Raw genomic sequence first — 21,183 nt, forward strand, 5'->3', positions numbered from 1 at the left:
GATCACGAGGAGAAGACATGCGCACTCGAATCGTACGCACGCTGGCGGGCACGCTGTCCTTGCTCGCGCTGAGCGGGACCGTGCTGGCACCCTCGGCCACCGCACAGGACGACTACTACTCCGGTACCGAAGGGCTGACAGGCGACGCGCTCAAAACCAAGCTGCACGAGATCATCAGCGAGAGCGAGCAGCTGACCTACGACCAGGTGTGGGAGGGTTTGCAGGCCACCGACCAGGATCCGGCCAACCCGGACAACGTGATCCTGCTCTACAGCGGGGAATCCCGCGCCAAGGACGCCAACGGGGGCGACGTCGGCGACTGGAACCGCGAGCACGTCTGGGCCAAATCCCACGGCGACTTCGGCACCGCGCCCGGACCCGGCACCGATCTGCACCATTTGCGGCCGACGGACGTGCAGGTCAACAGCACCCGTGACAGCAAGGACTTCGACAACGGCGGCAGCGAGGTCGACGGGGCGCCCGGCAACTACACCGACGACGACTCCTTCGAGCCGCGTGACGAGGTCAAAGGCGACGTGGCGCGCATGATCCTCTACATGGCGGTGCGGTACGAGGGCACCGACGGTTTCGCCGACCTGGAGCCGAACGACCAGGTCGGCAACGGTTCCGCACCGTACCTTGGCCGGATCTCGGTGCTGCTGGAATGGCACGCCTCCGACCCGCCGGACGCTGTCGAGCAGAACCGCAACACCGTGATCTACGAACGGTTCCAGCACAACCGCAACCCGTTCATCGACCACCCGGAGTGGGCCGGCGAGATCTGGTGACCTCACCGGCCACAGTGGACGAAGCGGCCGGCGCGAGACGGGCACGCACGGCGGTTCCGGCGCAGGCGATCACGGCGACGCCCCCGAGGATCGTCGGCCAGGTGAGCTGCTCGCGCAGCAACAGCGCGGCCCAGCAGATGCTCAGCACGGGCTGCACGAGCTGCACCTGGCTGACCCGCGTCATCGGGCCGATCGCCAGTCCGCGGTACCAGGCGAAGAAGCCGAGGAACATGCTCACCACGGCCAGGTAGGCGAACGCCGCCCACCCGGCCGGGGTGGCGCTCGGCGGTTCCTGCGCCATCGAGAGTCCGGTGAGGACGATCATCAGCGGCGCGGCGAGCACGAGCGCCCACGACACGGTCTGCCACGCACCGAGTTCACGGGCGAGCAGCCCGCCCTCGGCGTAGCCGATCGCGGCCGCGACGACCGCGCCGAACAGGAGCAGGTCGTACCAGTGCAGGCCGCCGAACCCGCCCCCCTGCAGCGCCGCGAATGCGACGGCGGCGAAGGCACCAACGGCCGCCATGATCCAGAACGATCTCCGCGGCCGCTCGTGCCCCCTGAGCACGGCCAGCACGGCGGTCGCCGCGGGCAGCAACGCGATCACGACGGCGCCGTGGCTCGCGGGCGCTCCGCTGAGCGCGAAGGACGTGAGCACCGGGAAGCCCACCACCACTCCCCCGGCGACGACCGCGACGCGGACCCACTGCCTGCCGCGGGGCGGTCGCTGCCCGGTGAGGACCAGCGCGGCGGCCGCGAGCAGCGCGGCGACCACGGCCCGGCCGGAACCGATGAACAGCGGTGACAGGCCCCCGTCCTCCACGGCGAAACGTGTGAACGGGACGGTGCAGGAGAACGCCGCGACCCCGAGCACACCCCACCAGAGGCCTGCCCGGCCGCGCGATAGCGCCGAGCCATCTGTCCGAGTAGCGCTACTATTCGATGACATGTCCGACGATAGCAGCGCCCGGATCGTCGCGGGGCTTCGCGACTGGATCGCCACGGCCGCACCCGGTGCGAAACTGCCGTCCACCCGCACGCTGGCCGCGCGGTACGGCGCAGGCCCGGTGACGGTGCAGAAGGCACTGCGGGTGCTCTCCGCGCAGGGCGTGATCGAGAGCCGTCCCGGTGTCGGTACCTTCGTCCGCGTGGTGCGGGCCGTCCGCCCGCACGACTACGGCTGGCAGACCGCCGCACTCGGGTCGCCGGCGAACCGCTTCCCCGCGCTGTCCACACCGCTGCGCACCGTGACGAACGACGTGATCGCGTTGCACTCGGGCTTCCCCGACCGGGAGCTGCTACCCGAACGGCTCGTGCGGACCGCGTTCACCCGCGCCGCCCGCGGTGCGGCGGCCATCAGCAGACCACCCGCGGCCGGACTGCCGGAGTTGCAGACGTGGTTCGCCACCGAGCTCGGCGCGGCCTGCCCGGCCGGGATCACGCCGCCCGCGCCCAGCGACGCGATCGTGATCCCGGGCAGCCAGAGCGGGCTGAGCACCGCGTTCCGCACGCTGGCCGGGGCGGGCAGGCCGCTGCTGCTGGAGTCGCCGACCTACTGGGGCGCGATCCTCGCCGCCACGCAGGCCGGCGTCCAGATCGTGCCGGTGCCCAGCGGCGGCGAAGGGCCGGACCCGGACGAGCTGGCCCGCGCGTTCCAGCGCACCGGCGCCCGCGCGTGCTACGTCCAGCCGAACTTCGCCAACCCCACCGGTGCGCGCTGGCCGCCCGACGTGGCCGAGGCGGTGCTCGACACCGTGCGCAGGCACGGGGCCTTCCTGATCGAGGACGACTGGGCGCACGACTTCGGGATCACCGCCGACCCCGTGCCGCTCGCCGCGCGCGACGACGGCGGGCACGTCGTGTACCTGCGGTCGCTGACGAAGAGCGTGTCGTCCGCCGTCCGTGTTGCCGGGATCATCGCGCGGGGCCCCGCGCGTGAGCGCATCCTCGGCGACATCCAGGCCGAGGCGATGTACGTGAGCGGCCTCCTGCAGGCAGCCGCGCTCGACGTGGTGACCCAGCCGGCCTGGCGCACGCACCTGCGCGGGCTCCGGCACCAGCTCGCCGCCCGGCGGGACCTCCTCACCGCGGCACTGGCCGAGCACGTCCCCGCCGCGCATCTCGACACCGTGCCCGCGGGCGGGCTGAACCTCTGGGTGCGGCTGCCGGACACCACCGACCTGCCCGGGCTGGTCCGGGACTGTGAAGCCGTGGGGCTGATCGTCGCGCCGGGAACCGAGTGGTTCCCCGCCGAGCCGACGGGGCCGTACCTGCGGCTCAACTACGCGGGCCCGAACCCCGGCGCGTTCCCCGAGGGGATGCGCCTGCTCGGCGAGGCGCTGGAGCGGGGTAGGAAGGGACCATGACGACGATCGACAAGATCGCCTGGCTCCGGATCGAGGACGGCAGGCTCCTCGGTGCGCGGTCGCGCGGCAAGGACGTGTACTACCTCCCCGGCGGCAAACGTGAGCCCGGCGAGACCGACCTGGAGACCCTCACCAGGGAGATCGGCGAGGAACTCACCGTCGGTCTCGATCCCGCGACCGCGGTGCACGCCGGCACCTTCGAGGCACCGGCACACGGCCGCGCCGGCGGAACGGTGGTGCGCATGACCTGTTACACCGCCGACTACCGCGGAACCCTCGCTCCGGCCAGTGAGATCGAGGAGCTGCGCTGGCTGACCTGCGCCGACCGCGACCGCGTGTCTCCCGTGAACCAGCTGATCCTCGACCACCTCCACGAGGCAGGCCACCTCCGCTGAGGCGACGATGTCACCCGTTCGGGGGCTCGGTCATCCCGGCCAGGGTCAGGTACATGTCGGCGACCTCGTCGCCCAGCGACGGCAGCTCGTCCGGCTCGGCGGCGGCCAGCTCGGCGAAGCGGGCGACCAGCCCGGTCACCGCGGCCGAGATCATCACCGGGGGGACCACCGGCCGGGCCCTGCCCTGCACGGCGAGCCGCTCCAGGAACCGGGTGTTGCGGCGCTCGACGCGGGCGAAGACCTCCTCCCTGACCTTGCGGAACTCGCCGTCGCTCAGCGCCTGGTGCGCCAGCACGGTGAGCAGCCCCTGGTGGCGCACGTACGCGGCGAGGTAGTCGGCGACGATCTGCCGGACCATGTCCGAGGGCGACTCGGCGTCCGGCTTCTCCTGCAGGCTCAGGAATTCCCGGCGCACCCGGTCGGCCAGCGCCCGGAACACCTCGTCCTTCGAGCTGAAGTACGCGTACACGGTCGGCCGCGTGACTCCGGCCGCCTTGGCGAGCTCAGCCATCGTCGTGCCCGCGTAGCCGAGCGTGCGGAACACCTCCTCGGCGGCGTCGAGCAACAGCTCCCGCTTGTCGCCGGCGGCGACAGCTCTTCCGCCCAGCCCTGCATTTGACACCTTTGTAAAGTAGCGCATTCTGCAGTAGGGTTCTGCTTGACACGCGTGTAAAGCACGGGCTGAATGCGAGGTTCGATGACGAACTTGCCGGAGGTGCCTGCGCGGACCCTGCGGGCCGCCTACGACCGCGCGCTCACCGAGTCGCCCGACACCGTCGCCCAGCTGGGACGGGACGGGCGGTACACCTTCGCGGAGAGCCACGACCGTTCCCTGCGGATCGTCGCGGGGCTCGCCGGGCTCGGCACCGCCCGCCAGGAGCCGGTCGCGCTGCTGCTCGACAACTCCCTCGACGGCGTGCACGCGTGGTCGGGCACGGGGCTCGGCGGGATGGTCGAGGTACCTGTCAACACCGCCTACAAGGGCGCCTTTCTCACCCACATCCTCAACGACTCGGGCGCGCGGACGCTGATCTGCGAGGACGCCTACGTCGAGCGGATCGCCCGCGTGGCCGGGGACCTCGGTTCGCTGCGCACCCTCGTCGTGCACGGTGAGGTCGCCGCGGCGGACGGCCTGCGCGACCGGTTCCGGGTCGTCGAGTTCGGCGAGCTGACCACGCCCGAACCGGCGGCTCCGCTGAGCCTGGACCCGGCCGAGCTGATGGCCTACATGTACACCTCGGGCACCACCGGACTGTCCAAAGGCGTCCTGATCTCCCACGCGCACGCCTACACCTACGCGTCCAGGGAGGACCAGGCCCGCCCGGTCGCGGGCGACCGCATTCTCGTCACGCTCCCGCTGTTCCATCTCGCGGGGCAGTGGTACGGCGTGTACCAGGCGCTGATCCACCGCGCCCTGTGCGTGCTCGAACCGTCGTTCTCGGTGAGCCGGTTCTGGCCGACGGTGCGCGAGCACGGCATCACGGTGACGGTGATGCTCGGGGCGATGGCGGAGCTGCTGCAGCAGGCCGAGCCCACCCCGGAGGACGCCGACAACCCGCTGGAGCTGGCGATCATGGCTCCGCTGGCGAGCGACGTGGACGGGTTCCGGAACCGGTTCGGCCTCGACCTCGCCGCGGTGTACGGGATGAGCGAGATCGGCGCCGTCCTCAATGGACCGCCGGAGACCGTCGTCGGCGGCGAGTGCGGCTTTCCGCGCGACGGCTACGAGCTGAAGCTCGTGGACGAGGCCGGGCAGGAGGTTGCCCCGGGCACCATCGGCGAGCTGTGGGTGCGGCCGGAGGATCCGCTGCTGGTCATGCGCGGCTACCACAACCTGCCGGACAAGACCGCGGAGACGCTGGTGGACGGCTGGGTCCACACCGGCGACGCGTTCCGCACCGACGCCGACGGCCGCTTCTACTTCTCCGACCGGATGAAGGACGCGCTGCGCAGGCGCGGCGAGAACATCTCGAGCTTCGAGGTCGAGCGGGTGATCAACGAGCATCCGGACGTCTACGAGAGCGCGGTGGTCGCCGTCGCCTCCGAGCTGACCGAGGACGAGATCAAGGCGGTGGTCGTCCCCCGGGAAGGCCGCGTGCTCGATCCCGTTGAGCTCACCCGGTTCCTCATCGACCGGCTGCCGTACTTCATGGTGCCCAGGTATCTGGAGTTCGCAGGCGAGCTGCCGAAGACGCCCACGCAGAAGGTCCACAAGCACGTCCTGCGCGACAGCGGTGTCGGCGCTGACGTGTGGGACCGCGAGGCCGAGGGGATCGTCCTGCGCCGGAGCGGCCGATGACGGCCAAGCTGCTGGTGGCCAACCGCGGTGAGATCGCCGTCCGGATCATGGGCACGGCCGCCGCGCTCGGGATCAGGACCGTGGCCGTGCATCCCGAGGACGACGCCGCGTGCGCCCACCGCGTGCGTGCCGACGAGGCGGTGCCGCTTCCGGGCACCGGGGCGGCGGCCTACCTCGACGTCGAGCAGATCGTCGCCGCCGCAGTGCGCACCGGATGCGACATCCTCCATCCCGGCTACGGGTTCCTCTCCGAGAACCCGGCGCTCGCCCGCGCGTGCGCCGAGCACGGGATCGTGTTCGCGGGCCCGTCGCCGGACTCGCTCGCGCTGTTCGGCGACAAAAGCGCGGCACGCCGCCGCGCGCGGGAGCTGGACATCCCCGTGCTGACGGCCACCGAGGGCCCCACGGACTCCGCGCGGGCGCACGCTTTCCTCGCCGAGCTGGGTTCCGGTGGAGCCGTCATGGTCAAGGCCGTCGCCGGTGGCGGCGGGCGCGGCATGCACCCGGTGACGCGGCGCGAGGATCTCGACGACACCCTGCGGCGCTGTGCTTCGGAGGCGCGCGCCGCCTTCGGCAACGACGCCGTGTACGTCGAGCGGCTCCTCCCCCGGGCCCGGCACATCGAGGTGCAGGTGCTCGGCGACGGCCGGGACACCGTGGTGCTGGGCGACCGGGACTGCTCGGCGCAGCGGCGGCGGCAGAAGCTCGTCGAGATCGCGCCCGCTCCCGCCCTGTCCGGGGCCGTGAGGGAACGCCTCCACGCCGCGGCCCTGCGGCTGGTCACCGACTACGCGGGGCTGGCCACCGTGGAGTTCCTGGTCGCGGGCGAGGAGATCGCGTTCCTGGAGGTCAACCCCCGCATCCAGGTGGAGCACACGGTCACCGAGGAGACCACCGGCCTCGACCTGGTCGAGCTCGGGCTGCGGATCGCGGGTGGCGCAGGGCTCGCCGAGCTGGGTCTCACGGCACCGCCCGCCCCTCGTGGCACGGCCGTGCAGGTGCGCGTCAACACCGAGACCGTCGGCACGGACGGAACCGTGACATCCGGCAGCGGCACGCTCACCCGGTTCCAGCCGCCCGCCGGGCGCGGCATCCGGGTCGACACGCACGGCTACACCGGCTACGCGATCGGCCCGCGCTACGACTCGCTACTGGCCAAGGTGATCGCCACGGGACCCGATCCGGCGGGCGCGGCGGCGCTGGCCCGCCGGGCGCTCGCCCAGTTCGACCTCGCCGGGGTGCCGGTCAACGTGGGGCTGCTGCAGGCCGTGCTCGTCCGCCCGGAGCTGACCGACGGCACGCTGCACACCACGTTCGTCGACGATCACCTCGGCGTGCTCGCGGCGGCACCGAGGGCGTCGGCGCTGCCTGCCGCCTCCGGGGAACCAGCCGAGCAGGTGTCCACTGTGGATACTCCGGAAGGGACGGACGCGGTCGTCAGCCCGCAGCAGGGCGTGGTGGTGGCCGTGCCCGCCGAGGAGGGCCGCACGGTCGCGGCCGGAGCCGAGCTCGTGGTGCTCGAGGCGATGAAGATGGAGCACGTGATCAGGGCGGGGCGGCCCGGCCGGGTCCACACGGTCGCCGTGAAGGTCGGCGACACGGTCGGCGCCGGGTCCCCGCTGGCCTTCCTCGCCGAGGCCGGTGCCGCGGACGCGGCGGACGCCAGGGACGAGACCGTGGACCTCGACCGGATCCGGCCCGACCTCGCCGAGGTCGTGGAACGGCACCGGGCGGGTCTGGACGAGGGCAGGCCCGAGGCGACCGGACGGAGGAAGGCGTCGGGCAGGCGCACCGCGCGGGAGAACATCGCGGACCTGCTCGACCCCGACAGCTTCGTCGAGTACGGGGCGCTGACCATCGCCGCGCAGCGTCGCAGGCGCAGCCTGGATGATCTGCTCGCCCGCACGCCCGCCGACGGGCTCATCACCGGCACCGGCACGGTCGGGGGGCTGCCCGTCGCGGTGATGTCCTACGACTACACCGTTCTGGCCGGCACCCAGGGCGTGCACAACCACAACAAGACCGACCGGCTGTTCCGGCTCGCGGCCAGGGAGAACCTGCCCGTGGTGGTCTTCGCCGAAGGCGGCGGCGGCCGGCCGGGCGACACCGACACCTCGGCGGTCGCCCAGCTCGACGTGCCCACGTTCCGCCTGTTCGCCCAGCTGCGCGGCCGGGTCCCCACCGTCGCCGTGGTCGCCGGCTACTGCTTCGCGGGCAACGCCGCGCTCGCCGGAAGCTGCGACACGATCATCGCCACGGAGGGCAGCAGCCTGGGCATGGGCGGCCCGGCGATGATCGAGGGCGGCGGCCTCGGCGTGGTCGCGCCGATGGACGTCGGGCCGATGGACGTCCAGTGGGCCAACGGCGTGGTCGACCGGCTGGTCGCCGACGACGCCGCAGCCGTGGCCGAGGCCCGCCGTTACCTGTCCTACTTCGGCGGCGGGCGCACCGAGGGCGAGCACGGCGACCAGCGGCTCCTGCGGCACCTGGTCCCGGAGAACCGGCTCCGCACCTACCCGGTCCGGCCCGTGCTCGACGCCCTGTTCGACACCGGCAGCGTGCTGGAGCTGCGCGGCGGGTTCGGCGCCGGGATCGTCACGGCGCTGGCCCGACTCGACGGTCACCCCGTTGGCGTGCTCGCGAACAACCCCGAGCACCTCGGCGGCGCCATCGACGGCGACGCCGCCGACAAGGCCACCGCGTTCCTGGAGCTGTGCGAGGCCCACCGCCTGCCGGTGGTGTCCCTGTGCGACACCCCGGGGTTCATGGTCGGGCCGGAGGCGGAGCGCACGGCCACGGTGCGCCGGTTCAGCGCGATGTTCGTCGCCGGTGCCCGCCTCACGGTTCCACTGTGCACGGTGGTGCTGCGCAAGGGGTACGGCCTCGGCGCGATGGCGATGGCGGGCGGCGACCTGCACGCACCCGTCGTCACGCTGTCCTGGCCCACCGGCGAGTTCGGCGGCATGGGCCTCGAGGGCGCGGTGCGGCTCGGTTTCCGCGCCGAGCTGGAGGCCATCGCGGACCCGGAGGCCCGGCAGGCCCGCTACGACGAGCTGCTGGCCGACCTGTACGAACGCGGGAAGGCACTCAGCGTGGCGACGGTGTTCGAGATCGACGACGTGATCGACCCCGCCGACACCCGCGAGCTGCTGTCCCGCGCCTTCCGCAACAGCAGGCGGTGACGCGGGCCGAGGTCGTCTGTTACCCTGCCCGTCATGCAGCTGCCTCTGACGTCGAAGCGAGACGTAGTAGTGAGGCGCGCCGGCTGAACCCAGGTCGCCGGCGCGCGGCGCTGCCGACCGCGGACGAGCGGCACTTCCTTCTCGGGGCCTGGCCCGGATCCTGTCAGTCCTCGAACTGGAGATCCACCATGTCTCTCGCCATCGGCCCGGCCACCCATCGCATCCCCTCGGCCCGCGCGGCGTTCCCGATGCGCCGCCGCATCGCCACCTACTTCACCGGCGGTGTCGAAGGGCTGCTCACGCTGTCCTCGGCCCTGCACCGGGGCGGCTACCAGGTGCACGACCTGGCCGTGGACATCCGCGACGGCGTCGCCGAGAGCAGCGTCGTCGGCACGATCATGACCACGGACGTCGAGCAGCTGCTGGACAGCCTCCGCGAACTGCCCACCGTGGTCTCGGCCGAGCTGCTGTAAGCACGAGCGGGGAGCCGGTCGCACCCGGCTCCCCGCCTCGTCACCTAGCCGACCGGCACCTCCGCCGGGGTCCGGCCACGCTCCCGCACGAGGACGAGCACGGCGAGAGCGCCGCCGAGCGTCAGCACCCCCGCGAAGACGAACGCCGACGTGTAGCTGCCGGTGGCCTGCACCACGGCGCCGGTGACGATCGGCGCGAGGATCCCCGCCAGCGTGGAGCACATCTGGATCACGCCGGCCAGCCGCCCGGTGTAGCGGGACGGAACCAGCGCCACGACGAGCGCCTGGTACTGGTAGCTGGCGAGCAGGAAGAACGTCGCCACGCACACCAGCACCATGCCCAGCGTCGGCGAACTCACCAGCGGCGACGGACCGAAGCACACCGCCACCGCCACCAGACAGCCCACGATCATCCACTTGCGCGGCGTGACGAAGCTGCCGGTCCGCCGGATCAGCCGGTCGGCCACCAGGCCGCCGACCACGAGCCCCGCCGTCGCCGCGACCCACGGGATCGTCCCGATACCGCCGAGGTCGCCCTTGTCCACGCCGCGCGCGTCCACCAGGTACTGGGGATACCAGGTCATGAACATGAACAGCACCCAGGAGTAGGCGAAGAACGCGATCGCCAGCGCCACGATCCGCCGGTCCCGTAGCAGCTCCCAGAAGCCCGCGGTCCGTGGCGCGGCCGACTGCTCGGCCGCGGACTCGTGGTCCGCCGTGATGAACGCGCGCTCCGCGTCGTCGACCTTCGGGTGGTCGGCGGGCCGGTCCCTCGCCACGAACCACCACACCGCACACCAGACCACGCCGAACGAGGCGAGCAGGACGAACGTGGGACGCCAGCCGATCGACGTGCAGGCCCAGATGATCAGCGGCGTCGCGATGATCGGGCCGATCGTCGTGCCCGCCTGCGCGAGGTTGAGCATCGTCGAGGTCTGCCTGCGGGGGAACCAGTTGGCGGTCAACTTGGTGCTGATCGGCGCCTGCGGTCCCTCCCCCGCTCCGAACAACAGCCGCGCGATGATGAACGACACCGCGTTCCAGGCACTCGCGGTGAGCGGAATGGTCAGCGACCAGACGAGCATGCACACGGTGTACGCACGCCGAACGCCGATCCGGTCCACCATCAGCCCGCCCACGAGCGCGAAGGGCGAGTACGTCCAGAAGAACGCGCTCAGGATCACGCCCCACACGGCGGGCGAGAAGTCGAACTCGGCGAGGATGAAGGGCGCGGCCACCGACAGCGCCACCCGGTCCCCGTAGTTGATCAGGCAGGCCAGGAAGTTCATCGCGAACACCCGGTAGCGGATCTTGGTCATCGTTGACTCTCCGTCGGTCCTCAGGCGCGGGTGAACTTCCGCAGCTCGGTCAGGATCTGCTCGGTGTCAGGGATCAGCGCACCGGCCAGCCGGGGCGCCGCCGGGATGCGGGTGTCCGCCGCACCGATGCGCAACGGCCGCCCGGACAGCACGCCGGCTTCCAGCGCCCGCACCACGACCTCGCCACCGAACCCGCCGGTGACGTTGGCCTCGTGCACCACCGCGAGCCGGCCGCCGGTGGCCGCGACGGACCGGTGCACGGCCTCGTGGTCGAACGGGTTGAGCCACGGCGTCTCCAGCACCGTGACCTCGGTGCCCTCCTCGGCGAGCCGGTCGGCGGCGGCGAGCACGCGGTGCGTCATCGCTCCCCACGTGACGACCGTGGCGGCCGCGCCGGTGCGGCGCACGGTGCCGCCGCCGATCGGCTTCACCGCGCCGCCGGTCTCCACCTGTTGCTTCTCACCCAGGTAGAGGGTGCGGTTGTCGAACACCACCACCGGGTCGTCGGAGTACACCGCCGAGACCATGGAGTCGTAGGCGTTCTGCGGGGTGGACGGCACGACCACGCGCAGCCCGGGCACGTGAGTGAACATCGCCTCGAGGTTCTGGGAGTGCTGGGCGCAGGCGGCGGGTGAGTTGCCCTGCTGGGTGCGCACCGTCAACGGCGCCGTCAGCCGACCCTGTGACACGTAGCGGATGTTCGCCGCCTGGTTCACCAGCTGGTCGAGCGCGACGAGGAAGAAGTCGGCCCACATGATCTCGACGATCGGCCGCCTGCCCATCATCGCGGCCCCCACGGCGGTACCCAGAATCGCCGACTCGCTGATCGGCGTGTCGAACACCCGGTCGCCGAAGTCCTTCCACAGCCTGCGCGTCACCCCGTGCACCCCGCCCGGCTTGGCGACGTCCTCGCCGTACAGCAGCGTTTCGGGCAGTTCCTCCAGGCACCGGCGCAACGCGGCGTTGACCGCGCCGGCGTAGTTCAGCTCAGGCATACAGGTGCTCCTTCGCGGTCGTCGGGTCAGCGGGCGGATCGGCCAGCGCGGCGGCCGCGGCCGCGCCGACCTCTTCCCGGGCGGCGCGCTCGACCGCATCGGTGTCCACTCCGGACTCGGCGAGCGCGGCCCTGGCCCGCGCGATGGGCTCCGCCCGCCCGTCCTCCTCCAGCTCGGCGCGGGTGCGGTACTGCTGCACATCGCCGATGTAGTGGCCGACGAGCCGCTGCGTGGTCAGCTCGACGAACGCCGGCCCGTGGCCGTCCCGCGCCGCGTCGGCGTACCGGGCGACGGTGGAACGCACCAGCTCTGGGTCGTTGCCGTCGATGCGGGTCGCGCTGATACCCAGTGCGGTCGCCCGGTCGGTGAGTGCCTCGTTGCGCACCATGTCCCGGATGGGCGTCAGCTCGGAGTACCGGTTGTTCTCACACAGGAACAGCACGGGCAGGCCGAACGCGGCCGCGAAGTTCATCGCCTCCGGCACCGCGCCCTGGTTCATCGCGCCGTCGCCGAACACCGCCATCGCGATCCGGCCGCTGCCGTCGTGCCTGCCGGCCAGCGCGGCACCGACCGCGTGCGGGACACCACCGCCGACGATCGAGTTCTCACCGTAGAAGCCGTGGTCGGCCGCGCTGAAGTAGGCCGAGCCGCCTCGCCCGCCGTTGACCCCGGTCGCCCTGCCGAGCAGCTCGGCGAACAGCGGCCGCAGCGGCACCCCTCTGGCGATCGCCCAGCCGTGCCCCCGGTAGGTCGCGAACAGCGCGTCCTGCTCGCTCAGTGCGGTGCACGCGCCGACCGGCCCGGCCTCCTGCCCGATGCACAGGTGCACCGAGCCGAGCAGGTCACCGGCCTTGTGCAGCTCCTGCAGCTTCTCCTCGAAGGCACGGATCCGCCACATCGCGAGCAGATCGGCCTCGGGCCCTTCCCGTGTCATCGACACCTCCATCCTCTAGTCAAACGATTGTTCTCATGTTCATTGCCTTAGTGCGGGTGCCACAGTACGGTAAGACAAACGATTGACTAAGACAAGGGAGGACGATGGGGCCGCAACACTTCGAGATGCTGCTCGGGTTGTACGGCGACGAGAAGATGGCGCAGATCCTGTCGGAGGACGCCGTGATCAGCTCGTGGCTGCGGGTCGAAGCCGCGCTGGCCACGGCGCAGGGTGAGCTCGGCCGACTGGACCCGGCCGACGCCGCCGCCATCGCGGCCGCATCGACACCGGCGAACATCGACCGGTCCCGGCTGTGGAAGGAAACCCGTACCGTCGGCTACCCGATCCTGTCGCTGGTCCGGCAGATCGATGCCGCACTGCCCGAGGAACGACGAGGACGAGTCCACTACGGAGCGACCACGCAGGACATCATGGACTCCGGCCTGGCGATCCAGCTGACGGAGGCAGCTGAACGCCTGGCCGGGCTGCTCGGCAGGCTCGGTGACGCGCTGGCCGACCTGGCCCGCGAGCACACCTCGACGGTGATCGCCGCGCGCACCCACGCGCTGCAGGCCGTACCCACAACGTTCGGCGCCAAGCTCGCCACGTACGTCGCCGAGCTGGCCCGCCACCGCGACCGACTGAGGGCGGCGCGGGATCGGGTCGGCGTCGTCTCCCTGTTCGGCGCGGGCGGCACCTCGGCCGCCTACGGCGCGGATGCCGCGACGCTGCGCGCACGCGTGGCCGAGCTGCTCGGCCTGCGCACCACCGACGTGCCGTGGCACGTCGCCAGGGACGGGCTCGCCGAGTTCGGGCTCACCTGCTCACTGCTCACGGCCACCTGCGCACGGCTCGCCCGCGAGGTGGTCGACCTCTCCCGCACCGAGATCGCCGAGCTGAGCGAGGCGGCCGGGCATCATCGCGGCGCCTCGTCGACCATGCCGCAGAAGGCGAATCCCATCGAGTCGGAGGCCGTCATCGGCCTGTCGGCCACGGCCGGCGCACTTGCCTCCTCACTGTTCCGCGTCATGGAGGCAGGCCACGAGCGTGCCGCGGGCGAGTGGCAGGCCGAATGGCAGGTGCTGCCCCAGCTCGTGAGCCTGTGCGCCGCGGCACTGCGCACCTCGGCGTCCATTGTGGAAGGATTGCAGGTCTTTCCCGGCGCCATGCGCGCCAACCTCGACGCGGACGGCGGGCTGGTGCTGGCCGAGGCGTACATGATGCTGCTCGCGCCGCGCCTCGGCCGAGAGCGCGCGCACGACATCGTGTACGAGGCGGTGGGCCGCTGCCGGGAGAGCGGCGAGTCGCTCGCCGGCGCACTGCGCGACGTGTTGCCGGACGACTTCGAGCCGGTGTCTCCCGAGCAGTACGTCGGCGACCCGGAGCTGACCGTGAACGCGGCGCTCGCCCAGTGGCGCGCCGGAAAGCCCTGAAGGAGGAGCCAAATGGGACGTTTCGAAGGCAGGACCGCGGTCGTCAGCGGCGCGGCGGGCGGTATCGGCAGAGCCTGCGCGGTGTTGCTGGCCGACGAGGGAGCGCGCGTGGCGGTGACCGACATCGCCGCCGAGGGTGTCCGGGAGACGATGGAGCTGATCACCGCGCGGGGCGGCCGCGCGGCGGCTTATCCCGCGGACATTACCTCCGGCAGCGCGGTCCGAGACGTGGTGGCCGCCGCGGAACACGAGCTGGGCCCGGTGACACTGACGGTGGCGGCGGCCGGGATCATGCGCAACGGCCCGTTCCTCGAACTGTCCGAGGACGGCTGGGACAGCACGATGGCCGTGAACCTCAAGGGGGTCTTCCTGCTCTTTCAGGAAGTGGCCCGCCGGGCGAGCGCACACGGTGGCGGGGCGCTGACCGCGATCTCCTCGGTGGCGGGCCGGGGCGCCCGGCCCACCTCGGCCGACTACGCGGCCAGCAAGGCGGGGGTGATCAGCCTCGTGCGCTCGGCCGCGCAGGCACTGGCCGCCGACCAGGTGAGGGTGAACGCCGTCTGTCCCGGCGTGGTGGACACCGAGATGACGCAGGCCATCCACCGCGAGCGGGCCGTGCTCGACGGCATCACCCCGGAGGAGTCCTACGCCCGGCAGGTGGCGAAGATCCCGCTGGGCCGCACCGTGTCCCCGGCGGAGGTCGCCGAGACGGTCGCGTTCCTGCTCTCCCCCGCGGCGTCGTACATCACCGCACAGGCGGTCAACGTCTGTGGCGGACTGGAAATGGATTGAGGAGCGACATGCTGCACGGTGTCTGGCACTTCAGCTTCACAGTGTCCGATCTGGACGCCTCGGTGGCGTTCTACCGCGACCGGCTGGGTTTCGAGCTGGTACACACCCAGGAACAACGCAACGCCTACACCAGCGCGCTCGTCGGCTATCCCGACGCGCACCTGCGCGTGGCGCAGCTCGCGGTACCGGGCCAGCCGCGGAACCTCTCGAGCCATGACCTGGAACTCGTCCAGTACCTGAACCCGGTGGGCAGGCGGATGGAGACCGAGATCCGCGATCCGGGCGCCGCGCACCTGGCCCTGACCGTCGACGACATCCACGAGCGGCACGCGGCGCTCTCCGCGGCGGGGGTGAAGTTCTACTCACCTCCCAACGCCATCACCGCCGGTGTCAACGAGGGCGGCTTCACGTGCTACTTCGAGGACCCCGACGGCGCGGTGCTGGAAATGGTGCAACCGCCGGCGCACCGCATGACGCGGCCGGGTCCGGCATGACGGCTAGACTCCGGGCGAAGTCGTAGTCACAGCGCGGAAGGCGAGGGCGTGATGCCGGGCAGGCCGAAGCAGGCACACAGCGGCAAGGTCACGCTCGCCGACGTGGCGACGGTCGCGGGCGTCGACCGCTCGGTGGTGTCCAGGGTCCTCAACGACGACCCGAGGCTCAACGTGCGGCAGGAGACCCGCCAGCGGGTGCTGGACACCATCGAGCGGCTGGGCTACCGGCCCAACGCGGCGGCCCGGAGTCTGCGTACCGCGCGCGCCTACATGTTCGGGCTCTTCATCCCGGACTTCGCCAACCCGGTGTACGCCGAGATCATCAAGGGCGCGGAGCAAGCCGCGAACCAGCTGGGCTACGGGCTCATGACCGCGAGTTCCGGCGGTGTCCGGCTGGGGCTCCAGCACTATCTCGACCTGCTCGGCCAGAGCCGGGTCGACGGGTTGCTCTTCGCGGGTGAGGAATCCGGGCACGAGCTGGAGCGGCTGCGTTCGGCGTCGGTGCCGTGGCTGCTGGTCAACCGTCGCATCGAAGGCTCACGACGGTACGTGGTGCTGGACGACGAGCGCGGCAGCGGCCTGGCCGTGGAGCACCTCGCGGCACTCGGCCACCGCCGGATCGCGCATCTGGCCGGTCCGGAAAGCGCGGACACGGCCCGCCGCAGGCGCGCCGGTTACATCGCGGCGATGGCGGCCGCCGGGCTGCGTGCCGGAGCTCGCTACACGGCACACGCCGACTACACCCCGGAGGGTGGGGCGGGGGCGATGCGGGAACTCCTCGCGGTCCGGCCCCGGCCCACGGCGGTGTTCGTCGCCAACGTCGCCTCCGCCGTCGGTGCGCTCCGCACCCTGCACGAAGCGGGCCTCTCGGTACCCGGCGACGTGTCCGTCATCGCCATGCACGACATGTCGCTGGCCGGCCACCTCGTTCCCGCGCTCACCACCGTCCGCATGCCGTTGGAAGGTCTCGGCCGACGGTCGCTCGAACTGCTGGCCACCACCCGCCCTCAGGACGACATCACCGAGGTCGTCGCCGAGCCCGTCGAGGTGGTCGTCCGCGCCTCGACCGGCCCGCCCTCCGCCTGAGCTCGCCCGGGTGCTGCAGCCCTGGAGGTCGACGCGCCCGAACCGGCCGAGGAACGTCTGCGGCGGCGGTCAATGCCCGAGCGCGGACTCCAGCAGCTCCGGCGGCGGTGCGAGGGTGGTGATGCAGAACGGGTGGCCCGCCGGGTCGAGCAGCACCCGCCAGCGCGGGTCGGGCTGGTGCTCCGCCCTCGTCGCGCCGAGCGCGAGCGCCCGCCGCTCGGGCTCGGCGAGCCGGTCCCCCGCGCTCAGGTCGAGGTGGACGATCGACGTTCCCGGCCAGACCGGTGGCTCGTAGTCGGGCACCCGCTGCAGCACCAGCAGCAGGCCGGGCACCTCCACGGCCGCGCTGCCGTCCTTGCTCCACAACAGCCTGCCGCCGAGCAGGGCGACGTAGAACGCGGCCAGCCCGCCGGGATCGGCGCAGTCCAGCGACACGCCCACGAAACGCAGCTGATCGGACGGTGAGGTCTCCGGCACGGCGCCAGCCTACGGGTGCCGCTCCCGCGCATCGAGGATCTCGTCCCAGTTCTCCGCCGCCCACGCGCAGGCGGCCGCCAGCGGCTCCAGCAGGCCGCGCCCCAGTGGCGTCAGCGCGTACTCGACGCGCGGTGCCGGGCCGGGCCGCACCGTGCGCGACACGAGCCCGGCACGCTCCAGGCCGCGCAGCGACTGGGTCAGCACCTTCGGGGTCACGCGGTGCAGCGGCACGCGCAGCTCGGAGAACCGGCGCGGGCCGTCCTCAAGGCAGCGCAGCACCAGCGCCGACCACTTGTTGTCGCCGAAGCGGAACGGCACCAACCGGGACGGGCAGACCTCCTCGAACATGTCGCGGGGAAGCGGCCGCCGGTCGGTCATGGGTGCTCTCCTGCCTGTCTCGGTATCCAGGTGGTAACCGCCCCACTGGATACCTTCCAGAGCACCTACTCGACGGGAGGTATTCCGAGGATGAGCAAGATCGTCGTTTTCGGCGCGGGTGGCCGGGCCGGCAGGCAGGCCGTCGCCGAGGCACGCCGACGTGGCCACGCTGTCACCGCGGTGGTGCGGGACCCCGGGCGGCACCAGGGCCTCGCGGCCGGGGGCGCGCGGGTCGAGGCCGGTGACGTCACGGACGTCGCGACCGTGACCGCGCTGGCGGCAGGGCACGACGCGGCCATCCACGCGGCGGCCGTGTACGGCGACGGCTCCGATCCGGACGCCTTCTTCCCCGGTGCGGCACGGTCGCTCGTGACCGGACTGCCCCGGGCCGGAGTGCGCAGACTCGTCGCGATCGGACTGTCGGCGCTGCTGCCCGGCGCCGACGGCACGCGCGTGGTGGACGCGCCCGGCTTCCCCGCCGGGTTCCGCGCGTTCTGCCTTGCCCACGAAGCCGGTTTCACGGTCGTCCGCGACGAGGGCGACGCGCTGGACTGGGTCTACGTCAGCCCGGCCGGCGACTTCGACCACGAGGGCGGGCGCACGGGCGGGTACGAGGTCCGTACCCGTACCGACCCGGCGGCCCGCATCTCCTACGCCGACTTCGCGCTGAGCCTGCTCGACGAGGCGGTGACACCACGGCACCACCGCGAGCATCTCATCGTGACGTAGGGTCCTGGCCCGTCACGGCAGGGGGCGTCCCGGCACCCCGGCATCGAGGGTCAGCACACCCGGGGTCGGTGCCGGCGAGAACAACGAGAAGTTCGCGACGTAGAGCGTCCGCCGGTCGCCGCGCGCCGTTCCGAACGCCGCCGTGCTGGGCTGGTTCAGCCCGTCGGCGGCCGTCGCGAGGGTCTCGATCGTACCGCCGGCGCCGAGCCGCAGGACCAGGTTCTGCCCGGTAACGACGTAGATCCCGCCGTGAACGTCGAGTGCGATGCCGTCGGCGCCGACCAGCCGCGGCGACCGGGCAAGGACCTGAGGAGTTCCCGCGCTGCCGTCCCGCCGCACCGGAATCCGCGCCAGCAGGCCCTGTTCGGTGTTGGCGACGATGACCTGGTTCCCGGCGACGGCGATGCCGTTGGCGCCGATGGGGAAGCCGAACCCGCCCGCGCCCGTGCCGTCGAGCAGTGGGTGGTCGGCCCACAGCTGCGCCCGCCCGTGCTTCGGGATCCGCCACACCGAACCGCCGACGGAGTCGGTCGCGTAGAGGTTTCCACGCTTGTCGAACCTCAGGTCGTTGGGGAAGATCATGGCCCCGGTTCCCGGAATGCGCGTGATCGTGCCGTCCTGGGTGACCCGGTACACGCCGCGGACCGCGGGGTCGGTCTGCGTCGTCTGCAGGTTCACCGCCGGGTGAGCGGCGTAGATGGTCCCGTCCGGCTGGACGGCGAGCCCTGCGGGCCCGCCCCCGCCCGCGGGGAACCGGGCCACCACGGACTGCGTACCGTCCGGCTCGATCCTGCGGATCTCGTTGCGGGGAATCAAACTCACGTACAGGTCGCCGGTCTTGTCGAAGGCCACCCCTTCGGGGAACTCCCCCGCCGCCGGGTCGAAGGTGACGAACGTCCGCACGCCGCTGTCGGCCGCCGCCACGGTTCCGGGCAGGACGAGCGCGGTGACGATGGCTGCCACGAGCAGCCGCCCTTTGCGCATGTCGCCCACCTCCTGTCTGCTCGCGCTGGGAAACGTTCAGGACCGGGGCACAACGGAGAAGTCCGCCCGGCGCGCGTGAGCGTTACAACCGGACAGGGATCGCTTTTTTCGCGCAGGCAACTGCGCGCGCGACCGGTCCACGACACGTTCCGGCACCGTCCACTCGGTACGCACAAAGGCAGCGTGATCGACGGCTGGACCATCGTCGGCGGCAACGTCTGCTCACTCGCGACCGCGCCGCGCCACCGGTTCAGGAGACGGTGACCCGGCGACGCGGCCGGAGCACGCTCGCGAGTACGACGACCGCGATCCCGGCGAGCGGCACCACGAGCAGTCCGAGGCGCAGGCCCGCGGCGTCGGCGACGATCCCGACCAGCGGCGGGGACAGCAGGAAGCCCAGGCGCATCAGCCAGGACACCACCGTCAGTCCGGTTCCCGGCCGCAGCCCGGGCAGTTCGTCGGCCTCGTGCATCGCGGCGGGCACGAGCGTGGCGACGCCCAGCCCGGCGGCGGCGAACCCCAGGATCGTGCCGGGGACCGTGGGAACCGCCAGCGCCAGCGCCATTCCGGAGGCGGCCACGAGCCCGCCCGCCCTCGCCACGGCGCGCTGACCGAACCGGTCGACCAGCCGGTCTCCGGCCAGGCGGCCGGCGAACTGCGCGCCGACCAGCGCGATGTAGCCGAACGCGGCGAGCGCGGCCGGCGCGTGCAACGAACCGGACAGGTACACGGCGGCCCAGGAGTTGCCCGCGTCCTCCACCACGACGCCCGCAATGGCGATCGCCACCAGCGCCGCGAGCACGAGCGCGGTCCGCGCCGGGATCCGCCGCCTCGCCTCCCCCGCGCGCGGTGTGGCCTCCCCTGGGTCGCCGTCGGGACCGGGCAGGCAGTGGCGCAGCGCCACGAGTGCCACCGCGGCGAACACGATGCCGGAACCGGCGAGGTGGATCCCTCGCGGCAGGCCGAACGTGATCGCACCCGCCGCCATCGCCCCGCCGAGCACGGCGCCGACCGACCACACGGCGTGGAAGGAGTTGATGATGGAACGCCCGTAGCGGCGCTGTACCCGCAGCCCGTGCGCGTTCTGCGCGACGTCGGTGATCGCGTCCATCGCTCCCGTGAGGAACAACGCCGCGGCGAACACCGCGACGGACGGTGCCACGCCGGCGGCGAGCGTGCCCGCACCGGTGAGCACGGTGCCCGCCACCGCGACGCGTCCCGAGCCGAACCGGCGCACCAGCACAGCCGCCGCCAGCCCGGCCACGATCGCCCCCGCCGGGAACGCCGCGATCGCCAGGCCGTATGCGGTGTTGCCGATCCCGAGCTCGGCCTTGATCTCCGGGTACCGCGGCAGGAGGTTGGCGAACAGCGCGCCGTTGGTGAGGAACAGCGCGGCGACGGCGGCCCTCGCGCGCCGCTCCACGGGTGACGGGGAGAGGAGTACCCGGGAGCCCATACGTACGATCGTACACATCGCGCCCCGGAGGTACGCTCGTCCGCATGAGCGAGGCCGTCGGCTCACGTCAGCGCCGGTACGACCCCGGCAGGCGGGACAAGATCATCGACGCGTGCCTCGACGTCGTCGCCGAGTCCGGTGTCGCGGGCGTGTCCCACCGCAAGGTCGCCGCCGCGGCCGACGTCCCGCTCGGCTCGATGACCTACCACTTCTCCGGCATGGACGAGCTCCTGCGCGAGGCGTTCACGCGGTTCGCCCTCGGCGTCAGCGACCGGTTCGACCAACGCCTCGCCACCGCCGGCGACCTCACCGCGGCACGGCGGGCGGTGGTGGAGCTCATCACCCGCGACGTCTTCGCCGACCAGCGCGACCTCGTCCTGACCCACGAGCTGTACGTCCTCGCCGCCCGCGACCCGGCGTACCGGGCGATCACCAACGCCTGGATGGCCCGCAGCAGGCAGGCGCTCCAGCGGCACTTCGACCCGCTGACCGCACGCCTGATCGACGCGTTGATCGAAGGGCTCACGATCCACCGCGCGCTCGACACCGAGCCCCACGACCCCGCCACCGTCGCCACGGCCGTCGAGCGCATCACCGGCTGAT

General features: G+C 72.1%; 21 protein-coding genes. 12 read left to right on the plus strand and 9 right to left on the minus strand.

Going from position 1 to position 21,183, the window contains the following annotated elements:
• The first annotated feature begins 17 nt into the window (after positions 1-17).
• A complete protein-coding gene (locus BA062_RS13390; RefSeq protein ID WP_110336370.1) occupies positions 18-788 on the plus strand; it encodes an endonuclease I family protein in 771 nt (256 codons plus the stop codon).
• Here BA062_RS13390 and BA062_RS13395 read toward each other — a convergent pair.
• Positions 751-1,737, minus strand: coding sequence for a DMT family transporter (locus BA062_RS13395; RefSeq protein ID WP_110336371.1), 987 nt, complete (start codon positions 1,735-1,737; stop codon positions 751-753). The genes BA062_RS13390 and BA062_RS13395 overlap by 38 nt on opposite strands.
• On the opposite strand from BA062_RS13395, the gene BA062_RS13400 reads away from it, so the two are divergent.
• Together BA062_RS13400 and BA062_RS13405 are read left to right on the plus strand one after the other, a co-directional pair.
• Complete coding sequence (locus BA062_RS13400; protein ID WP_110336372.1) at positions 1,736-3,154, plus strand: aminotransferase-like domain-containing protein; 1,419 nt, start codon at positions 1,736-1,738, stop codon at positions 3,152-3,154. The two genes, BA062_RS13395 and BA062_RS13400, sit on opposite strands and share 2 nt — an antisense overlap.
• Complete coding sequence (locus BA062_RS13405) at positions 3,151-3,549, plus strand: NUDIX hydrolase (RefSeq protein WP_110336373.1); 399 nt, start codon at positions 3,151-3,153, stop codon at positions 3,547-3,549. The genes BA062_RS13400 and BA062_RS13405 overlap by 4 nt, the downstream gene beginning before the upstream one ends.
• 10 nt (positions 3,550-3,559) lie before the next feature.
• Here the strand turns inward: BA062_RS13405 and BA062_RS13410 are convergent, their stop codons facing one another.
• On the minus strand, positions 3,560-4,171 hold the full coding sequence (locus BA062_RS13410; RefSeq protein WP_168213940.1) for a TetR/AcrR family transcriptional regulator: 612 nt from the start codon (positions 4,169-4,171) through the stop codon (positions 3,560-3,562).
• Between the two features lie 75 nt (positions 4,172-4,246).
• Between BA062_RS13410 and BA062_RS13415 the strand changes: the two genes are divergently transcribed.
• From BA062_RS13415 to BA062_RS13425, 3 genes are all read left to right on the plus strand, one after another.
• The gene (locus BA062_RS13415) at positions 4,247-5,848 is read left to right on the plus strand and encodes an AMP-binding protein (protein ID WP_110336375.1); all 1,602 of its coding nucleotides are present in this window, start codon (positions 4,247-4,249) and stop codon (positions 5,846-5,848) included.
• The gene (locus tag BA062_RS13420; RefSeq protein ID WP_110336376.1) at positions 5,845-9,030 is read left to right on the plus strand and encodes an acetyl-CoA carboxylase family protein; all 3,186 of its coding nucleotides are present in this window, start codon (positions 5,845-5,847) and stop codon (positions 9,028-9,030) included. The genes BA062_RS13415 and BA062_RS13420 overlap by 4 nt, the downstream gene beginning before the upstream one ends.
• 188 nt (positions 9,031-9,218) lie before the next feature.
• Positions 9,219-9,503, plus strand: a complete 285-nt coding sequence (locus BA062_RS13425; protein ID WP_110336377.1) for a hypothetical protein — start codon at positions 9,219-9,221, stop codon at positions 9,501-9,503.
• Between the two features lie 44 nt (positions 9,504-9,547).
• On the opposite strand, the gene BA062_RS13430 is transcribed toward BA062_RS13425, so the two are convergent.
• From BA062_RS13430 to BA062_RS13440, 3 genes are read right to left on the minus strand one after another with little or no spacing between them, the layout of a single operon-like run.
• Complete coding sequence (locus BA062_RS13430) at positions 9,548-10,822, minus strand: MFS transporter (RefSeq protein ID WP_110336378.1); 1,275 nt, start codon at positions 10,820-10,822, stop codon at positions 9,548-9,550.
• Positions 10,823-10,842: 20 nt separating this feature from the next.
• The gene (locus BA062_RS13435; protein ID WP_110336379.1) at positions 10,843-11,817 is read right to left on the minus strand and encodes an alpha-ketoacid dehydrogenase subunit beta; all 975 of its coding nucleotides are present in this window, start codon (positions 11,815-11,817) and stop codon (positions 10,843-10,845) included.
• Positions 11,810-12,751 (minus strand): thiamine pyrophosphate-dependent dehydrogenase E1 component subunit alpha, encoded by a 942-nt coding sequence (locus tag BA062_RS13440; protein ID WP_110337317.1) that lies wholly within the window; start codon positions 12,749-12,751, stop codon positions 11,810-11,812. Before BA062_RS13440 ends, BA062_RS13435 begins: the two co-directional genes overlap by 8 nt.
• Positions 12,752-12,855: 104 nt before the next feature.
• On the opposite strand from BA062_RS13440, the gene BA062_RS13445 reads away from it, so the two are divergent.
• From BA062_RS13445 to BA062_RS13460, 4 genes are read left to right on the plus strand one after another with little or no spacing between them, the layout of a single operon-like run.
• Positions 12,856-14,184: a lyase family protein gene (locus tag BA062_RS13445; protein WP_110336380.1), complete on the plus strand. Its 1,329-nt coding sequence runs from the start codon at positions 12,856-12,858 to the stop codon at positions 14,182-14,184.
• A gap of 12 nt (positions 14,185-14,196) precedes the next feature.
• Positions 14,197-14,976, plus strand: a complete 780-nt coding sequence (locus tag BA062_RS13450; RefSeq protein ID WP_110336381.1) for an SDR family NAD(P)-dependent oxidoreductase — start codon at positions 14,197-14,199, stop codon at positions 14,974-14,976.
• A gap of 8 nt (positions 14,977-14,984) precedes the next feature.
• The gene (locus BA062_RS13455; protein ID WP_110336382.1) at positions 14,985-15,470 is read left to right on the plus strand and encodes a VOC family protein; all 486 of its coding nucleotides are present in this window, start codon (positions 14,985-14,987) and stop codon (positions 15,468-15,470) included.
• A gap of 51 nt (positions 15,471-15,521) precedes the next feature.
• The gene (locus BA062_RS13460) at positions 15,522-16,556 is read left to right on the plus strand and encodes a LacI family DNA-binding transcriptional regulator (RefSeq protein WP_110336383.1); all 1,035 of its coding nucleotides are present in this window, start codon (positions 15,522-15,524) and stop codon (positions 16,554-16,556) included.
• Between the two features lie 69 nt (positions 16,557-16,625).
• On the opposite strand, the gene BA062_RS13465 is transcribed toward BA062_RS13460, so the two are convergent.
• Both BA062_RS13465 and BA062_RS13470 read right to left on the minus strand, forming a co-directional pair.
• Positions 16,626-17,033: a VOC family protein gene (locus tag BA062_RS13465; protein WP_245959805.1), complete on the minus strand. Its 408-nt coding sequence runs from the start codon at positions 17,031-17,033 to the stop codon at positions 16,626-16,628.
• A gap of 9 nt (positions 17,034-17,042) precedes the next feature.
• Positions 17,043-17,411 (minus strand): winged helix-turn-helix transcriptional regulator, encoded by a 369-nt coding sequence (locus tag BA062_RS13470; RefSeq protein ID WP_110336384.1) that lies wholly within the window; start codon positions 17,409-17,411, stop codon positions 17,043-17,045.
• Between the two features lie 90 nt (positions 17,412-17,501).
• Here BA062_RS13470 and BA062_RS13475 point away from each other — a divergent pair, with 90 nt between their 5' ends.
• Positions 17,502-18,140 (plus strand): NAD(P)-dependent oxidoreductase, encoded by a 639-nt coding sequence (locus BA062_RS13475; RefSeq protein ID WP_110336385.1) that lies wholly within the window; start codon positions 17,502-17,504, stop codon positions 18,138-18,140.
• A 12-nt stretch (positions 18,141-18,152) separates the two neighbouring features.
• On the opposite strand, the gene BA062_RS13480 is transcribed toward BA062_RS13475, so the two are convergent.
• Together BA062_RS13480 and BA062_RS13485 are read right to left on the minus strand one after the other, a co-directional pair.
• Positions 18,153-19,124 (minus strand): SMP-30/gluconolactonase/LRE family protein, encoded by a 972-nt coding sequence (locus BA062_RS13480; RefSeq protein ID WP_110336386.1) that lies wholly within the window; start codon positions 19,122-19,124, stop codon positions 18,153-18,155.
• A 250-nt stretch (positions 19,125-19,374) separates the two neighbouring features.
• Positions 19,375-20,580, minus strand: coding sequence for an MFS transporter (locus BA062_RS13485; RefSeq protein ID WP_110336387.1), 1,206 nt, complete (start codon positions 20,578-20,580; stop codon positions 19,375-19,377).
• 44 nt (positions 20,581-20,624) lie between these two features.
• Here BA062_RS13485 and BA062_RS13490 point away from each other — a divergent pair, with 44 nt between their 5' ends.
• The gene (locus BA062_RS13490; RefSeq protein ID WP_110336388.1) at positions 20,625-21,182 is read left to right on the plus strand and encodes a TetR/AcrR family transcriptional regulator; all 558 of its coding nucleotides are present in this window, start codon (positions 20,625-20,627) and stop codon (positions 21,180-21,182) included.
• Position 21,183: the final 1 nt, after the last annotated feature.

This window comes from Prauserella flavalba, from assembly GCF_003202235.1.
Lineage (GTDB): Bacteria > Actinomycetota > Actinomycetes > Mycobacteriales > Pseudonocardiaceae > Prauserella_A > Prauserella_A flavalba.

Excerpts from the sequence above, each read along its gene's own strand:
- BA062_RS13390 (WP_110336370.1), top strand. The coding sequence starts at position 18 with ATGCGCACTCGAATCGTACGCACGCTGGCGGGCACGCTGTCCTTGCTC.
- BA062_RS13400 (WP_110336372.1), top strand. The coding sequence starts at position 1,736 with ATGTCCGACGATAGCAGCGCCCGGATCGTCGCGGGGCTTCGCGACTGG.
- BA062_RS13395 (WP_110336371.1), bottom strand. The coding sequence starts at position 1,737 with ATGTCATCGAATAGTAGCGCTACTCGGACAGATGGCTCGGCGCTATCG.
- BA062_RS13405 (WP_110336373.1), top strand. The coding sequence starts at position 3,151 with ATGACGACGATCGACAAGATCGCCTGGCTCCGGATCGAGGACGGCAGG.
- BA062_RS13415 (WP_110336375.1), top strand. The coding sequence starts at position 4,247 with ATGACGAACTTGCCGGAGGTGCCTGCGCGGACCCTGCGGGCCGCCTAC.
- BA062_RS13420 (WP_110336376.1), top strand. The coding sequence starts at position 5,845 with ATGACGGCCAAGCTGCTGGTGGCCAACCGCGGTGAGATCGCCGTCCGG.
- BA062_RS13425 (WP_110336377.1), top strand. The coding sequence starts at position 9,219 with ATGTCTCTCGCCATCGGCCCGGCCACCCATCGCATCCCCTCGGCCCGC.
- BA062_RS13430 (WP_110336378.1), bottom strand. The coding sequence starts at position 10,822 with ATGACCAAGATCCGCTACCGGGTGTTCGCGATGAACTTCCTGGCCTGC.
- BA062_RS13435 (WP_110336379.1), bottom strand. The coding sequence starts at position 11,817 with ATGCCTGAGCTGAACTACGCCGGCGCGGTCAACGCCGCGTTGCGCCGG.
- BA062_RS13440 (WP_110337317.1), bottom strand. The coding sequence starts at position 12,751 with ATGACACGGGAAGGGCCCGAGGCCGATCTGCTCGCGATGTGGCGGATC.
- BA062_RS13445 (WP_110336380.1), top strand. The coding sequence starts at position 12,856 with ATGGGGCCGCAACACTTCGAGATGCTGCTCGGGTTGTACGGCGACGAG.
- BA062_RS13450 (WP_110336381.1), top strand. The coding sequence starts at position 14,197 with ATGGGACGTTTCGAAGGCAGGACCGCGGTCGTCAGCGGCGCGGCGGGC.
- BA062_RS13455 (WP_110336382.1), top strand. The coding sequence starts at position 14,985 with ATGCTGCACGGTGTCTGGCACTTCAGCTTCACAGTGTCCGATCTGGAC.
- BA062_RS13460 (WP_110336383.1), top strand. The coding sequence starts at position 15,522 with ATGCCGGGCAGGCCGAAGCAGGCACACAGCGGCAAGGTCACGCTCGCC.
- BA062_RS13470 (WP_110336384.1), bottom strand. The coding sequence starts at position 17,411 with ATGACCGACCGGCGGCCGCTTCCCCGCGACATGTTCGAGGAGGTCTGC.
- BA062_RS13475 (WP_110336385.1), top strand. The coding sequence starts at position 17,502 with ATGAGCAAGATCGTCGTTTTCGGCGCGGGTGGCCGGGCCGGCAGGCAG.
- BA062_RS13480 (WP_110336386.1), bottom strand. The coding sequence starts at position 19,124 with ATGCGCAAAGGGCGGCTGCTCGTGGCAGCCATCGTCACCGCGCTCGTC.
- BA062_RS13485 (WP_110336387.1), bottom strand. The coding sequence starts at position 20,580 with ATGGGCTCCCGGGTACTCCTCTCCCCGTCACCCGTGGAGCGGCGCGCG.
- BA062_RS13490 (WP_110336388.1), top strand. The coding sequence starts at position 20,625 with ATGAGCGAGGCCGTCGGCTCACGTCAGCGCCGGTACGACCCCGGCAGG.